This window comes from Nocardia sp. NPDC050630 (assembly GCF_044457245.1).
Taxonomy (GTDB): Bacteria; Actinomycetota; Actinomycetes; order Mycobacteriales; family Mycobacteriaceae; genus Nocardia.
The window spans coordinates 249532-265199 of record NZ_JBITGN010000009.1; the positions used below are offsets into that span (position 1 = coordinate 249532).

At 65.2% G+C, this 15668-nt stretch carries 16 protein-coding genes and 1 tRNA gene; 7 read left to right on the plus strand and 10 right to left on the minus strand.

From position 1 onward, the window contains the following. Positions 1–204: 204 nt before the first annotated feature. Positions 205–278: transfer RNA gene (locus ACIBG0_RS23755), tRNA-Met, on the minus strand. Positions 279–379: 101 nt separating this feature from the next. Here ACIBG0_RS23755 and ACIBG0_RS23760 point away from each other — a divergent pair. After that, complete coding sequence (locus tag ACIBG0_RS23760; RefSeq protein ID WP_397035149.1) at positions 380–793, plus strand: VOC family protein; 414 nt, start codon at positions 380–382, stop codon at positions 791–793. A 1-nt stretch (position 794) separates the two neighbouring features. Here the strand turns inward: ACIBG0_RS23760 and ACIBG0_RS23765 are convergent, their stop codons facing one another. Further along, positions 795–1514, minus strand: a complete 720-nt coding sequence (locus ACIBG0_RS23765) for a hypothetical protein (RefSeq protein ID WP_397035150.1) — start codon at positions 1512–1514, stop codon at positions 795–797. A 50-nt stretch (positions 1515–1564) separates the two neighbouring features. Then, positions 1565–2032 carry a MarR family winged helix-turn-helix transcriptional regulator gene (locus tag ACIBG0_RS23770; RefSeq protein ID WP_397035151.1) on the minus strand — a complete coding sequence of 156 codons (468 nt, stop codon included), beginning with the start codon at positions 2030–2032 and terminating at the stop codon, positions 1565–1567. Between the two features lie 72 nt (positions 2033–2104). On the opposite strand from ACIBG0_RS23770, the gene ACIBG0_RS23775 reads away from it, so the two are divergent. Then, positions 2105–3313, plus strand: a complete 1209-nt coding sequence (locus tag ACIBG0_RS23775; RefSeq protein ID WP_397035152.1) for an FAD-dependent oxidoreductase — start codon at positions 2105–2107, stop codon at positions 3311–3313. A 66-nt stretch (positions 3314–3379) separates the two neighbouring features. Here ACIBG0_RS23775 and ACIBG0_RS23780 read toward each other — a convergent pair whose 3' ends face one another. Continuing rightward, positions 3380–4936 (minus strand): flavin-containing monooxygenase, encoded by a 1557-nt coding sequence (locus ACIBG0_RS23780; protein ID WP_397035153.1) that lies wholly within the window; start codon positions 4934–4936, stop codon positions 3380–3382. 69 nt (positions 4937–5005) lie between these two features. Here ACIBG0_RS23780 and ACIBG0_RS23785 point away from each other — a divergent pair, with 69 nt between their 5' ends. Further along, positions 5006–6028: an AraC family transcriptional regulator gene (locus ACIBG0_RS23785; protein WP_397035154.1), complete on the plus strand. Its 1023-nt coding sequence runs from the start codon at positions 5006–5008 to the stop codon at positions 6026–6028. Here ACIBG0_RS23785 and bla read toward each other — a convergent pair. Then, positions 6017–6916, minus strand: a complete 900-nt coding sequence (gene bla, locus ACIBG0_RS23790; RefSeq protein WP_397035155.1) for a class A beta-lactamase — start codon at positions 6914–6916, stop codon at positions 6017–6019. The two genes, ACIBG0_RS23785 and bla, sit on opposite strands and share 12 nt — an antisense overlap. A 317-nt stretch (positions 6917–7233) precedes the next feature. Between bla and ACIBG0_RS23795 the strand changes: the two genes are divergently transcribed. Continuing rightward, positions 7234–10119, plus strand: a complete 2886-nt coding sequence (locus tag ACIBG0_RS23795) for a BTAD domain-containing putative transcriptional regulator (protein WP_397035156.1) — start codon at positions 7234–7236, stop codon at positions 10117–10119. A gap of 397 nt (positions 10120–10516) precedes the next feature. Here ACIBG0_RS23795 and ACIBG0_RS23800 read toward each other — a convergent pair whose 3' ends face one another. Then, a complete protein-coding gene (locus tag ACIBG0_RS23800; protein WP_397035157.1) occupies positions 10517–11485 on the minus strand; it encodes a sigma-70 family RNA polymerase sigma factor in 969 nt (322 codons plus the stop codon). Positions 11486–11615: 130 nt separating this feature from the next. Between ACIBG0_RS23800 and ACIBG0_RS23805 the strand changes: the two genes are divergently transcribed. After that, a complete protein-coding gene (locus ACIBG0_RS23805) occupies positions 11616–12005 on the plus strand; it encodes a PPOX class F420-dependent oxidoreductase (RefSeq protein WP_397035158.1) in 390 nt (129 codons plus the stop codon). A 222-nt stretch (positions 12006–12227) separates the two neighbouring features. Next, a complete protein-coding gene (locus ACIBG0_RS23810; protein ID WP_397035159.1) occupies positions 12228–12950 on the plus strand; it encodes a VIT family protein in 723 nt (240 codons plus the stop codon). Positions 12951–12998: 48 nt separating this feature from the next. On the opposite strand, the gene ACIBG0_RS23815 is transcribed toward ACIBG0_RS23810, so the two are convergent. Further along, complete coding sequence (locus tag ACIBG0_RS23815; RefSeq protein ID WP_364355800.1) at positions 12999–13157, minus strand: hypothetical protein; 159 nt, start codon at positions 13155–13157, stop codon at positions 12999–13001. Positions 13158–13168: 11 nt separating this feature from the next. Continuing rightward, positions 13169–13672: a hypothetical protein gene (locus ACIBG0_RS23820; protein WP_397035160.1), complete on the minus strand. Its 504-nt coding sequence runs from the start codon at positions 13670–13672 to the stop codon at positions 13169–13171. A 141-nt stretch (positions 13673–13813) separates the two neighbouring features. On the opposite strand from ACIBG0_RS23820, the gene ACIBG0_RS23825 reads away from it, so the two are divergent. Further along, on the plus strand, positions 13814–14005 hold the full coding sequence (locus ACIBG0_RS23825; RefSeq protein ID WP_397035161.1) for a heavy metal-associated domain-containing protein: 192 nt from the start codon (positions 13814–13816) through the stop codon (positions 14003–14005). A gap of 130 nt (positions 14006–14135) precedes the next feature. Here the strand turns inward: ACIBG0_RS23825 and ACIBG0_RS23830 are convergent, their stop codons facing one another. Continuing rightward, a complete protein-coding gene (locus ACIBG0_RS23830) occupies positions 14136–15167 on the minus strand; it encodes a DUF418 domain-containing protein (protein ID WP_397035162.1) in 1032 nt (343 codons plus the stop codon). Between the two features lie 323 nt (positions 15168–15490). After that, positions 15491–15634, minus strand: coding sequence for a hypothetical protein (locus ACIBG0_RS23835; protein WP_397035163.1), 144 nt, complete (start codon positions 15632–15634; stop codon positions 15491–15493). Between the last annotated feature and the right edge of the window lie 34 nt (positions 15635–15668).

The window sequence follows — 15668 nt, forward strand, 5'->3', positions numbered from 1 at the left end:
CTGAATCGAAAAACAAATCCAATGTTGAACAAACCCAGGATTTGCTGGCACCACCGCCCAAGTGGACATGTGCCGCCCTGGATGGACCACGCCGCACTGGTCAGCGGTGCGGATTATCGACTGGACGATGTCCACGCGAACCCTTACTCGGAGGCGGAAACGAAAAATGGCCCGGAACAATGCGTTCCGGGCCATTTCCCTTTGTAGCGGGGACAGGATTTGAACCTGCGACCTCTGGGTTATGAGCCCAGCGAGCTACCGAGCTGCTCCACCCCGCGTCGGTAGGGATAACGCTACAGCATGGGGCGGGTGGTTACCTAAACCGCTGGTGGGAGCCGATAACCGGCGGGTAATCGGAAGTAGATGCGAGCATGGGGGTATGCCGATTGCTACTAGTGCCATTGCCCATGTGCGACTGACGGTTTGCGATATCGATCGGTCACGGGCGTTCTACGAAAAGGTGTTCGGATGGCCGGTTGCGCTGGAGGTGCCCGCCGATGCGGACGAGGCGACGCGGGAGCAGCTCGGGTTCCTGTTCGGCGGGGTGATCTATCGGATGGAGCACGGGATGATCGGGTTGCGGCCGGTTGGCACCGATAGCTTCGACGAAAACCGGGTCGGGCTCGACCATCTCGCGTTCCCGCTGAACTCACTGGCCGAATTGGAAGCGGCCGCAGCGCATCTCGATGCCTGCGGGGTCGCGCACGAAGATATCAAGGACATCGGGTTCAGCTATATCCTCGAGTTCCGGGATCCGGACAATATCGCGTTGGAACTGATCGTCCGCAAGTAGGCTAGGCCGCCTTCAGCACCTTCTGCACAGCGGCGACGAAGAACTGATCGAAGGCCGCCTGGTCGAGCGAATCATCCAGCGCGGCAATGCGAACCGCGACCGTAATGCCGCGAACTTCGGCGTAACCGAGGTATGCGTTCTGGGTCAGCGGCTTGTCGCTGGCGTCGGTTTTCGCGGTGCTGGTCGCGTGGTAGGCGATCGCGTTCGCGCCCTTCAATTCCTGCGGCACAGCCTGATCCGTAACGCGCTCGCTCGCGGTGACCTGATGGCCATCGTAGGTCGCGACCACCTCCACCGAACCACAGCGCTTGTTGCCCTCCGCAATCCGTTGCAGATCGCCGGTCCGCCCGGAAACGAATTCGACAAAGATTTGCCCCGACTTACCGGTCGCCGCGGAGATGGATGACTGCGCGAGCAGTTCTTTGGTCGCCGCGCCGAGATCCTGCTGGGTGGAACCACATTCCGCCGGTGTGAAGGTGGCGTTCTGCTGGGTCGCGGTGAGGTCGCCGACCGTGGACTGCAGCTGCTCCGGTGGCAGGTCGAGTTTCTTTGTGCCCGCGGGGAATTCCTCCTGGCTCAGCACCAACTGGTCGCGGGGTGTGGTGGGCGCCGCGGAATTCGAGTGATCCGCCGAGTGGTCCTTGCTGCTGCCACAGCCCGCGACGAGCACCGCCCCGGCCGCCATCGCCACTGCCCATCGCGCGTTACGCAAATCGATCATGGGGTGATCATGTCAGCTGTCGCCGTGAGCACCCACTTTCGGAAGGTATTTCAGAGCTCCGCGATCCGGGTGCGGTGGCGCTCCTGCAGCTCACGTGAGCGACGCAGATAGTCGAGGACGAGGCGCAGTTCCGCCGCGCTGTAGCGCGACACCTCGGCGGCACCCTCCTCGGCGATCGGCCCGTAGATCCGCATGACCTTGGTCATCGCGGTGTCGGTGATGCGGATGACGACCTTGCGGCGGTCCCCCGGTTCGGGATGGCGGACGACGTAGTCGAGTTTGGCTAGGCGGTCCAGCATAGTGGTCACGCTGCCGCTGGTCAGACCCAGCTCGGCGGCGAGCGCGCCGGGTGTGGATTCGCCGTGCCACAGAATTTCCAAACAGCGCAGATCGGTGCGGTTGACGCCGAGGTTGGTCGCAGCCGCTTGGTCCACGGCATCGACCGCGGCTTGGAGCGCCTGCGCTTGCCTGCCGACCTCGGCGCGCAGTTCTGTCAGCTCAGAATTTTCTCTTGACATTCAAGCCTCTTGATCGTCAAACTACTGATGTCTTGATAATCAAGATACAGCAGAGCCAAGACAGGAGACACCATGAAGAAGGCACTGGTCATCGGCGGCGGGATCGCCGGACCGGTCACCGCGATGGCATTGCAGCAGGCGGGGCTGGAGCCAGTTGTGTGCGAGGCATATGCCGAGGCAGCGGCCGAGCAGATCGGCGCGTATCTGACGGTGGCGGTCAACGGACTGTCGGCGCTGGCGCTGCTGGATGCACATCACGTGGTGACCGAGATCGGGCACCCGACGGCCACGCTGTCGTTCGCGACCAGCGGCGGCAAGCACATCACCGATATGCCGATCGGCGGCACACTGCCCGACGGCACCGTCACGCACAGCATCAAGCGGCGCGATATGTATCGAGCGCTGAATGCCGAGGCGACGCGGCGGGGTGTGCGGTTCGAGTACAACAAGCGACTGGTGGACGCGACATCAACGACCCACGGCGTCCGTGCGACCTTCGCCGACGGCACCACAATCGACGCCGACGTCTTGATCGGGGCCGATGGAATCCGCTCCCGCACCAGGGAAATCATCGACCCGGCGGCACCGAAGGCGCACTTCCTCGGCATCTACGGCCTGGGCGGATTCGTCACCGACCGGACGCTGCACAGCGAACTCGGGTTGCGGCCCGGCGTGTACAGCATGATCTTCGGCAAGAAGGCATTCTTCGGCTATTTCGTCGCACCGGACGGTGAGATCTGGTGGTTCGCCAATATGCCCCGGACACAGGAGCTTTCACCGGCCGAGTCAGTGGACTGGCGTGCGCGGCTCATCGAATTGCTGGCAGCGGATCGCGGCCCCGCCGCCCGGATCGTCGCGGCCACCGCGGATGACACCTTCGTCCCCGCCTTCAACCAGTACGACCTGCCGACCGTCACCAAGTGGCACAACGACAATATGGTCATTGTCGGCGATGCCGCGCACGCCGTGGCGTCCTCCTCCGGCCAGGGCGTGTCCATGGCGGTGGAAGATGCCGTGACGCTGGCGATTTGCCTGCGCGATATCCCGGATACCGGCGCGGCCTTGGCCGCCTTCGAGGACCGCCGCCGCGAGCGCGTCGAGAAGGTGGTCGCCTATGGTGCGGAAACCACCAGCGACAAGGCATCCAACGGGCTCACCCGGCTACTGGTCGGCCTGCTCACCCCGTACTTCCTACGCAAAGCGGCCAAAGCCGGTGTCGCCCCGCTGAACTGGATGTTCGACTATCGGATCGACTGGACACCCCAGCAGGTGCCCTGCTGACGCAAATCCCGCGAGCACCCCGCACAGGTGCACGTTTTACGAGGTGTCCACCGGAGATGACGCGGTTCAGCGGGTAACCGAGAGACGGACGGCCGAGCGCGGGATCGGAGCCAGCGTTTTGTGCAGACTCGTGCGCATGGTCGTGGCCGAGTCCAGCAGATAGTTCTGCCGCACCTTCCACGGATGCCGATCCCCCTGCCGCGGGAACTCGCCGACCGAGCGCTGAATATAGCCGGAGGCCAGATCGAGCAGCGGACGCTCGTCGAGCTTGCCCTCCGGCCTCGGCACCACGGCCGCGTAGTCATTGCGATCCAGGTGGTTGATGACCTTGCAAACCAATCGCGAGGTCAGGTCGGCACGCAACGTCCATGAGGCATTCGTGTAGCCGATGCAGACCGCGAAATTCGGGACGCCGGTGAGCATCGCACCCTGCCAGACGAATTGCTCCGACAGGTTCACCGTCTCCGCATCGACCCGCGGCGCGATACCGCCGAAGGCCAGCAACTGCAGCCCGGTCGCGGTAACCACGATGTCTGCCTCCAGGATGCGACCGGACTTCAGCCGAATTCCTTCGGGCACAAACGTTTCGATGTGATCGGTGACGACCTGCGCCTTACCCTTCTTCATCGCCTTGAAGAAATCGGCATCGGGTACGGCGCACAGCCGCTGATCCCACGGGTCGTACTCGGGCGTGAAGTGTTCGGCAACGGCCTGCTGGTCCTTCAGGATTCGCGTGGTCAAGCCGGTGAGCAGCTTGCGCGCGGCCTCCGGGCGCCGGCGGCAATACTGATAGAAACCAATGCTGAACAGGATTTTCTTGGTGCGGATCACGCGGTGCGCCAACTGCGGCGACAGCTTCTCGCGAATCTTGTCGGCCAGCTTGTCCCGGCCGGGAACGGCGCTGATCCAGGTCGGTGAGCGCTGCAACATCGTCACGGACTCGGCTCGGTCGGCCATGGCCGGCACCAGTGTGACCGCCGTCGCGCCACTGCCGATGACCACGACACGCTTGCCCGCGTAGTCGAGCTCCTCGGGCCAGAACTGTGGATGCACGACCTGTCCGGCAAATGAGTCGATGCCAGGAAACTCCGGGGAATGGCCTTGATCGTAGTTGTAGTACCCGGCGCAGGCATAAAGGAAATCGCAGGTCAGCGTGCGTTGAGTGGTGCCACCGGCAGCATCGCGCTGCTCCAGGGTGAGCGTCCAGCGCGCCGTTGCGGTGGACCAGTCGGCCCCGACCACCTTGGTGCCGTAGCGGATGTGCCGGTCGATGCCGAACTCCACGGCCGTCTCCTCGACGTAGCGCAGGATCGACGGCCCATCGGCAATCGACTTCGCGTCCCGCCACGGCTTGAAGGGATAGCCGAGGGTGAACATATCCGAATCCGAGCGAATTCCGGGGTAGCGGAACAGATCCCACGTCCCACCCAGCGATTCGCGCGCCTCCAGCACGGCATAGGTTTTGCCCTGGCATTCGGTCTGCAGCCGATACGCTGCGCCGATGCCGGATAACCCGGCACCGACGATTACGACATCGAGGTGGTCCGCAACTACGGCCGTCTCGGGCCCACCCGTCACCCGACCACTGTCCCTTATCGAATCGCCGCGCGATGCTGACCTCATCGCTCCAGTCTGCGAGGGCAATGGACCGGATTCTTGACTTTGCGCGACAAGTATTTGATTCTGAGCGACATGTCGGTGATTCGATCCGCGGGGTTGCGCGGATTTCGCGCGACGGTGGCCGAGCTGGGCGGGAATGCCGAGGAATTCGCCACCGCCGTCGGGCTGCCGATCCCCGCCCTGGACGCCGATGACCTGCTGGTACCGGATCAGGCGGTCGCCGCGGCGCTGGAGTTGGCCGCGCAGCGGCTCGACTGCCCCGATCTCGGCCTGCGCATTTCGCATCGACAAGATCTGGATATGCTCGGCCCGCTGGCCCTGGCCATCCGCAATTCACCGACGCTCGCCGATGCCCTCGAATGCTGTTCGCGCTATCTGTTCCTGCACGCGCGCTCGCTCAGCCTGACGCTCGCGCCCGACCCGTATGGCGATCGCAGCGTGACCGCCCTGCGCTATGGCGTTCAACCCGGCGCGCCGACACCGGTCCAAGGCACCGATCTCGGACTCGCGTTCGTGCACCGCACATTTCAACGCCTGGTGGATGTGCGCTACGGGCTGCGCTCGGTCGAACTGCCGTACCGACCCCCCGCGCCGATCCGGATCTATGAGGAGTTCTTCGGCGCACCCGTGCGGATCGAGCGTGCCGCGGCGGTGTTGCGAGTGCCGATCAGCCTGGCGACCCGGCCGCTGAGCGGCGGCGACGAGAATCTGCATCGTTTGGCCATGGCATTCCTGGCCGAACAGTCCGGCGGCGCGGATGCCGCCATCGAAACCGAGGTCCGCGCCGCCGTACAACAACTACTGGGTACTTCCCCACCGGAGATCACCGCCGTGGCAAGGCTTTTGACAATCCATCCACGCACCTTGCAGCGCCGCCTGGCCGCCGAGGACACGTCGTTCGCCATTATCCTGGATACGGTCCGCCGTGACGAGGCCCGCCGCTACCTGACCACCACCGATATGCCGATGAGTCAGGTCGCCTCGCTCATCGGACTGTCCGAACAGGCCACGTTCACCCGATGCTGCCGAAGATGGTGGGGCGCAACGCCTACCGCCGTTCGCCGAGACGGCGCGCAACACCGGCTACCGCAGTAGCGCGACCGCCTCTTCGGCTGCCGCGGCGACCAATGCGTTGTCCGCCTGGGAATCTGGGCTGGAATGGGTGGTCAGTACCGCGATCACGATCGGTGCGGCGCCACCGGCAGGCCAGGTGATGGCGACGTCGTTGGCCGAGCCGTAGTCACCGGTGCCGGTCTTGTCGCCGGTCTTCCAATCATCAGGCAGGCCAGCGCGAATGCGAGTGCCACCCGTGGTGGTGGCGATCAGCCAATCCGTCAACTGTGCACGCTCGGGCGCGGCAAGCGCGTCGCCGATCGTCAGCGCCCGATAGTCGGCCGCGATCGCCGCGGGTGTGGTGGTGTCGCGCTCGTCGCCGGGCACGGCGGTATTGAGCGTCGGCTCAGTGCGGTCCAGGTGGGAGACCTGATCGCCGATGGACCGCAGGAACTGTGTCAGCGCCTGCGGACCGCCGAGCAGTTTCAGCAACTCATTGCCCGCGGCATTGTCGCTGCGGGTAATCGCCGCATCGCACAGTTCCGATACCGACATACCGCTGTCGATCCGGGCGCCGGTGACCGCCGAACCGCCCGCGGCCGCCACATCCGCCTGGGTGAAGTGGATGATCTGATCGAAATACCCTGTGGCAAGCGGATGTTCGCGTAAAAGCGCGGCACATGCGAGCGTCTTGAATGTCGACATCATCGCGAACCGCTCGTCCTGGCGGAAGCCGACAGTCCTCCCCGAACCGGTATCGACCGCGAAGACCCCGAGCCTGGCCTGATGCTGCTGCTCGATACCCGCCAACTGGCCCATCCGGGCGGGCGCCGGGTCCGGATCCTTCGATTCGGTCCCACATGCGCCGAGCAACACCGTTGTCGCCAGGACGAGGCCCATGCGAACCCCACGTCTATCGATCTTTGTCATGGCGACACGACAGCACAGTGCCGATCCGCCTGTCCAAGACCGACGTGGCCGAAAGCCGATATCGAAATCGATATCGCCGCAGCGTAGCGGTCCGACAGCGGCTCGCCATGCAGCGCCAATCAGGTCATCCACGGCAGATCGTCGGTCAGCCGCAAATCCGCCGCGAGCGGCCGGATCTGTGCTGAAATCTCGCCTGATCGGCCACCTATCGCCCAGCGATCGCACTAGCAGGGTTCGATGAACATCGAATAGTCAAGGAATGAACGAGCCGTTCGCCGGATGCGCGCGTATGCTCCCTGGTCCGGGAGGTCGGGTCAGTGCAGTTTTCCGTTCTGGGTGAGGTCTGCGGGTGGCGTGGGGAGACGCCGCTCGAATTGGGACCTCCGCAACGTCGCGCGGTACTGGCCGCGCTCCTGCTGCGTGCCGGAAAGTCGGTCACCGCAGCGGAATTGGTGGAGGGCATCTGGGGCGAGGATCCAGTGCCTCGCGCCATTGCCGCACTGCGCACCCATGTCGCGCAATTGCGTCGGGTGCTGGAACCGGATCGGATTTCGCGCGCACCGTCGACGGTGCTGGTTTCGGTCGGTGACGGCTACGCGTTGCGGATCCCGCCGGGCTCGACCGATATCGAGGAGGTCGAGGTCCTGGTGGCAACGGCCGAACGAGTGCGCGGCGAGTCACCGCATGCGGCACGCGAGGCATTGATCGACGCACTCGCCCGCTGGCGTGGCCCCGCGCTGAGCGGCTTGGCCGGACCTTTCGTCGAACGCCACCGCATCCGCCTCGAGCAGTGGCGCTTGGCCATTCTCGAGGACCGGTTCGCCCTCGATATCGAGGTCGGCCGTGCTGGCGACGCGGTCGCCGAACTGGGTCCGCTGATCGATGAGCATCCACTGCGCGAACGGTTCCGGGCGCTGCTCATGGCGGCGCTGTATCACTGCGGCCGCCAAGCCGAGGCGCTCGAAGTGTTCGCGCGCGCCCGTCGCGATCTGATCGACGGAATCGGAGTCGAACCCGGACCGGAGTTGACCGCGATGCACGAACGCATCCTGCGTGCCGAAATGCCGACACCGCGACACAACGGCTATCGCCCGGAGCCGGTCGTGCCCGCGCAACTGCCGCCGGATATCGCCGATTTCACCGGTCGCGAGCAACTCGTGCAGCGCATTGCCGAACAGTTGACCGGCGGCGCCAGCGCGGTCGCCATTTCGGCGGTCGGTGGGATGGGTGGCGTCGGCAAGACCACGTTGGCCCTGCATGTGGCCCATTCCGTGCGCGACCACTTCCCGGACGGACAGCTGTATGTGAACCTGCGCGGCGTCGATCCGGTGCCGACCTCACCCGGTGACGCGCTCGGTGGATTCCTGCGTGCGCTCGGCATCGCGGAGGGCGAGATCCCGCGCACCGTCGATGATCGCGCGGCCGAACTGCGCACCCGCCTGTCGGGCAAGCGCATGCTGATAGTGCTCGACAATGCGTGTGGCAGTGCGCAATTGACGCCGCTGCTGGCCGGAACACCCGGCACCGCGGTGCTGATCACCAGTCGTTCGGCGCTGACCGAGATGCCCGCGGTGCGCCGTACCCGCCTCGACGTGCTCGAGCGCGATGAGGCCATGGCGATGCTGATCCGCATCCTCGGCGTGCAACGCGTCGCCGCCGAGGAGAACGCGGCACGGGAGGTCGTCGCGCTGTGCGGTTGCCTGCCGTTGGCGGTGCGCATCGTCGGCGCGCGACTAGCGGTGCGGCCGCAGTGGACGATCGGATCGTTCGCCGCGCGACTTGCCGATGAAAAGGGTCGGCTGGCGGTGCTGGAGACCGGCGAACTCGGCGTCGAGGCCGCATTCCGGCTCGGCTACGGGCAACTGAACGAGCAGCAGGCCAAGGCTTTTCGCACGCTCGCACTGGTCGACTTCCCGGATCTGCCGATCGACGGCGTGGCCGCGGTGCTCGGCATCGCGGAGTCCGAGGCCGAGCGGATATGCGAATCGCTGGTCGATGTGAGCCTGCTCGAGACGACGGTGCCCGGCCGCTACCGATTCCATGATCTGCTGCGGCTCTTCGCCCAAAGCGTCGCCGACGAGGACGAGTCGGCGGTGCTGGTCCGGCTGCTGGACTACTACCTCGCGGGTGCGAAGAACCTGTTGAGCGCCATCGACTACAGCAACACCACGCGCCTGCTCGTCCCGACCACAGTGCCAGGTCGGCAGTTCGCCAGCGGTTCCGAGGGACAGGTCTGGAACGACGTCGAACGACCCGTGGTGATCGCGCTGCACCGACAGGCCGCCCGGGTCGGTGGCCGTGCACTGCGGGTGGCTGCGGATCTGGCCTGGGTAATGGCCGAGCTGATGGACGCCGGCACCCGCGCCAGGGAACTGTCCGAGGCGCTGACTGCCTTACTGGACACCGCGATTCGCGAATCGCACGCGAGCGAACGCCGCATCCGGGTCGCGCTCGGCGCGCTGCTGCAGGTCGGACTCGGTGAGGTCGAGGCGAGTCTGAAATATCTCGACGCCGCGGCCGGTCCACCAACCGACGATGCCGACCGCAGGATCTCGGTGCTCTCGGAGGTACTGCTCGGCATTGCCGATCGACGACTCGGCGATGTCGAAGCATCGCGTCGGCATTTCGAGAGTGCGATGCGCTTCGCTCACGAACTCGGCGACCGATCGATGCAGGCTTGGTGTCTGGCCTTGGTCACCCGGACCTATTGCGAAGCAGGGCGATACGACGAAGCGGTCGAGATCGCGGACCGCGCCATCACGCTGGCGCAGGCGGCCTCGAATCCGGTCGCACTCGGTTGGGCCACCCACGAATTGGCGGCCACGCTTTCGATGCGCGACGAGCACGAGCGCGCACTCGAACTCGGCCACGATGCCGTACGGATCGCGCAGCGCAATGGGGTGCGGCTCTGGGAGGGTTGGGCGCGAACCAGATTGGCGCAGATTCAGCTGCGCGCTGGCGATCTGGTCGACGCGGAAAGCCAAGCGGCAGCAGCGGTTCGGTTGCTCACCAAGGCGGCCGATCCGATTGATCGAGCACGCGCGCTGGCGCTGCACGCGAGCGCGTTGGCCGCACAGGGATACACCGGTCCGGCCGCGGTCGAGTTCGGCGAAGCCGCCGAGATCTTCCGGCGTGCGGGGTTGGCACCGCCCACCATGGACCGGCTCTTCAGCGCCGCGCCGACCGCCGATATCGCCGATTAGGCGGCGTTTATCCATCGTTTATCGGTCACTGATGGTTGTCTGGGATTCTCTGGGTCGATGCGATCGCCGTCGCGAGTGTCACCGTGCGGACGCTTGTGTGCGAGGGGTACGCAAAGCGTATCGACTTCCAACCGCGGTGTCCTGATCGATTCGCGGGCGTCGCATCGACAGCGGCTGCTGGCCCGCCGGGTGGGTCCACGCAGTCCGCGCACGCCGTGGTCGCCCCGGCAGCACCGGTTGCCGGTGCGCCCGGTCCAGCGCTATCTGAAAGAACCTCGAGTCGCAATCTGACGAGTCCGCCACGCCGGTCGAATCTTGCGCACTGGTGTCGGCCGGACGGATCTGGCTCGGCGACAACAGTTCGGTGATCGAGCGATCGGATCCTCAACGAACGCGCCTACATGGTCGCCGCAAATCCGCATGCGGTGACCAGATTCGCGCCACCGAAAACGGCAATGCGGGCGATCGCACGGTCGGTTGTGGTGAGCACCGCGAGTCCGAAAGCCCGGTAACCGCCACCTGTTTCGCGACGGTACGCAACGGCGGCGGGTTGCCCGTTGGCTGTCGTCGGCAACATGAGCCAGTCGCCCGGCGTGCCGAGTACCTGCGTGGCGAGGTAGCCGACGCAGGTGCGTTTGCCCGCGAACCATGTTGTGGCGGGGGGCATTTCGAGAACCGCATCGCGGTGCAGTAGACGCTCGATGGCGGCGGCGTCGGCATTCTGGAATGCGGACATATATGCGTCGAGCAGCGCCCGCTGCTCGGGTTCGGTCGGACTATTCGCATCGATGGCGCCGAGTTGATCGAGCCGGGCCCGCGCACGCTGCAGCGAACTCTTGACCGCGGCGGTGGTCGTGCCGAGTACCTCGGCCACCTCGCCAGCCGAAAAGTCGAGGATGTCGCGCAGCAGCAGCACCGCACGCTGTTTGCCGGACAGCTGTTGCAGACAGGCGATCAGCGCGAGCCGCAGGCTGTCGCGGGCGGCGACAACGCTGGCCGGATCGTCGGATTCATCGGTCACCAGTGCGTCTGGCAGCGGACCGAGCCATTGCATCTCGAGGTCGACGGCCACAGTGCCGGACGGGTCGACTGTGGGCGCACCTAGTCCGGATGGCAGTACGCGACGGCTGTGATGCCGCAATGCGGACAGGCAGGCATTGGTGGCGATCTGATAGAGCCAGGTCCGTATCGACGAACGGCCTTCGAAGCCCTCGAAGGCGCGCCAGGCGCGCAAGTAGGTCTCCTGGACCAGGTCTTCGGCATCGTCGAGCGAGCCGAGCATCCGATAGCAGTGCGCGAGCAATTCGCGTCGATACGGCTGGGTGCGGCGATCGAATTCGGCATGCGCGGTGCTCGCCTGCGTCATGGGCGCGTCCTTCCTGTCTCGAGGCCTCGTAGAGATAGACCGACCGAGCGCCCAAAAAGAATCGCCGCACCCGATTCCTTCGGGCAATCGCCAGGGTCTACCTATCCGACCACTCGCAAAGGAGATCCCGATGAAACTCGATGACAATGTCCGCACGCTGATCGATGAACCGCATGCCGCGATCCTCTCGACTCCCAATGCCGACGGCCGGCCGCAATCGTCGGTGATCTTCGTGAAGTACGAGGACGATACGGTGGTGTTCAGCACCATCAAGGGTCGGCTCAAGACCCGGAATATGCTGCGCGATCCGCGTGTCAGCCTGCTGGTACTGAGCCGGACCAACGGTCACTATGTGGAGATCCGCGGACGGGTGGATATCACCGAGGATCCGGATAAGACGCTGCTGTACGAGATGTACGGCCGGTACATGAACGGGGCGACCCCGCCGCCGGAACCGGAGGCCGAGCGGCTGATCGTGCGGATCACGCCCGAGAAGCTGTACACCTTCCCGCCGTCCTGATCATCCTGTGCCACACCGGGATTCGAGTGTGAACCGCCTCGGGTCAGGTCCAGGTGGATTCGACTGTCGACGCAACGGTGCCCGGCCTATGACGAGCTGGTTTGCTTTTCGGTGTACTGCTCGCCCTGGTCGCCGTCCTCGGTGTGGCGGAACCGCCGGTGTATGTGCAGCCGCCGACGGACCCAGCTGATACTTTGCGGACTTTCGCATAGTCTGCGGCTCATGGATGAGACGCTCGGTTCGCCGCACCCGCACGAACCACATCGTGAGGGTATGGCGTCGCGGCTGAACTGGTTGCGCGCGGGCGTACTGGGGGCGAACGACGGCATCGTATCGACCGCGGGACTGGTTGTCGGTGTCGCCGCGGCGACGACCAGCACCTCGGCCATTTTCACCGCGGGCATCGCCGGACTCTCCGCGGGTGCGATCTCCATGGCCGTCGGCGAATACGTTTCGGTGAGCGCACAGCGGGATTCCGAGCGGGCGCTGCTGGCCAAGGAACGCGCGGAACTCAAGGAAGAACCGGAATACGAGCTGGCAGAACTGGCCGATATCTATCAGTCGAAGGGGCTGACACCGGAGACGGCGCGCAAGGTGGCCGAGGAGTTGACCGCACACGACGCCTTCCTCGCCCACGCCGAGGCCGAGCTCGGTCTGGATCCGCACGAGTTGACCAATCCGTGGGCCGCCGCCGCCTCCTCGGCGGTCTCGTTCACCCTGGGTGCGCTGCTGCCGCTGTTGGCGATCATCCTGCCGCCGACGACAGCGCGCATTCCGGTGACATTCGCAGCGGTGCTGATCGCGCTGGCGATCACCGGGTCGGTCAGCGCGCGGCTCGGCGGTAGTAAGCGCGGACGCGCGGTGTTGCGGGTGGTGATCGGTGGTGCGCTGGGGATGGCGGTCACCTACGGCATCGGACAATTGGCGGGAATTTCGGGAGCGTGAAGCGGGCCGAGGAAACCCTCGGCCCGCTCGGTGCTCAGTGCGTCGACGTCAGTAATAGTGCCGCCGACCGCCCACCGGGTGCCGTCCCACCGACCCGACGAGGGCGAGTACCGCACCGATGATCAGCAATATGATCCCGGCGGTGGTGAGTAGACCGATGCCGAGTAACCAACCGACAATGAGAAGTATCAAGCCGAGGATAATCATCGTTCTTTCCTTTACTTGGTCGTCTTGACCGTTGTGCGGTCGGATGTTTCGACCGGCGCCGACCCGCCGGATTGGCGCATGAACCGATTCCAGCTCCACACCGGCTTACCGCCCTGCGGCGGCGTGACCTGCGCGGCGGGTTTGGTCGCGGGTGGTGTCGGGGCGGGCGGTGGTGCCGCCGCCGGCGGGGTGCTTCGACGCTGCTCGGCCGCCTTTGCCTGGGCCTTTTCCTGGGCCGCCAGCTCTCGGCGCGACTGCCGCAGATCGCGCCGTGCGGCGCTGTTGCGGCGGGAACTACGCCAGAGACCTGCCAGCAGCAGGCTCAGACCGAGCATCCCGATCGCCCCGATCGCGATCCCATAGAGGAAAAGTTCCCCCGCCGAGACGCTGAAGTGATAGTCGAATACCCCGAAATCGCCGGGTGACGTACGAACTTCGCCCGTATTGGCCGCCACTCCGGCAACGCCGATAATTACCGCGCCGATGAGAACGACGAGCCCGATGATAATGATCATGACAATCCCGTTGCGCTGGTTGATATTACTTTCTGGCTATGCCCGGTAATTCCGAAATCAAACACCCCACCGGCGCGGCGTTTGAAACCCGCCGATCGGGTTATCCGCCGAACCGAAGACCGTGTCTACCAGGAGGTCGTGATGACCTATACCTTCGATATGACCGATTACTCGGACGAACGCGCCGTCGTCGCCGAACGCGCGCTCAACAACCTCGGCGGCGTGCAGTCAGTCGATGTCGACCGCACTTCGGAAACCATCACCGTAAATTCCACTCTTTCCTACGGTGAGGTACTCGACGCCATCCGCGCCGCGGGGGTCGGTGCGAAGTAGCCGGACCAGCCGTCGCCCGTATCGTCCAGTACGACACCGGGTTTCAGGCCGATCAACCCAAAGCTGTACCGGTGATCAGCATTTCGAGGATCCAGTCGGGCGGCACATCGCCCCGAGGAACCGCGGAGTATCAACGCGAGCGACCGCGCCCATACGGCACTGTGGGTTTCCGGCGTTCCGCTCGCGTCAGGCGGTTCGGCACCAGTCGCCACCAGGTCACACATCGCCACCCCCATTCCAGCGGGCCGTAGCGGAACCAGCGCAACCAGTAGTAGCTCCACAGCGCCTGCACCGCGATAATCGCGACGGCCGAGCCGAGCAGTGCGCCGTAGCGATTGGAATCGGAGAGGCCGAGCCACGGGTCGGCGGCCAGGATAAGTCCGGTTGCCGAAACGTAATTGGTCAGTGCCATCCGCCCCATCGGCTCGAGCACCTCCGCGAACACCTCGCCGGTCTCGGTGCGCAGGAAGAGCAGGAAGCCGGTGAAATAGGCGAGCGAGCCGAGCAATCCGGCCACCGGAGCCGCACTGCCGGTCCACAGATCGGAATACGGCGTGCGGTACTCCCATACCCCGGCCGCCACCGCCGCAGGGACGGCCAGAACGAATACCACCGCGATCCGCCAGCCACGATCGCGCAGGTTATCCGCGAGGCCGAAACGGTCGGCCGCCATACCGAGCAAGAACAGGCCCGGCACCAACCCGAGGCCACCGCCGATCGTGACCGGAACCCCGATCGTGACACCCAGCCCCGCGAGCAATATCACCCAGCGCGCTAGCCCAGCGGCAGGCAGCAGCACCACCAGCCCGACAATCGCATACGGCAGCAACACCTCATCCGGCTGGAATACATGATGGATCAAGCCGAGCACACCGAGCGCGCCGAGCCGCCGCGCAACTGCCAGCCGCGGACGGTCCCCGCCCTCGGCGACCTGGTCGAGGAACAGTGAAAAGCTCAGCCCGAACAGGAACGAGAAGATCGGGAAGAACCGTCCCTCGAACAGCACGGACAGCACATGTCGTACCGGATCCACGATGCCTGCCCCGATGGTCGCCCGCATATCGGTGAGCTGCCAGATATCGACCACCAGAATCCCGCACAGCGCAAAACCACGCACGGCGTCGAGCTCGTGGATGCGCGGTCGCACACCGGCAGGATCCATACCCTTACGCTATCGACACCGACCCCGAATTCTGGTCTCGGACATGCACGTCTTGTTCACACTCAGTTCCACCCTGAGACGATCGTGGACGCGTCTAATGGCAACGTGGACCGGACGTTCTGGCCCGCAACCGATCCCAGCACCGAGCGAACGTACGTCCTGCCTGCCTGCCTTTGCGGTTCACCAGTAGCGGCGACGCGCGGAACGGCGCGCGGTCGAGTTGGGCGGCCTGGTCTCGGTTGGCCTGGCACGTCGACGGTTTCGCCAAGGGGCGTCGGCGGGGCGGGTGGCGTGGAGTCGTTTCTTTCGCATAGCCGAGAGGGTCAGCGCAGGGGCGCGCCCGCGAACCGAGGCTCCCCGCGCTGGGCGTACCGAGCCGCGAGTTCGGGCAGACCGTCCAGCCGGACCCGGGCCGCGGGCTCCATCTCGGCGAGACGATCGGCGAAGAATTCGGGGACAACGATCACCAATCGAGCATCTCAGCCGTGTCGAACGAATTTC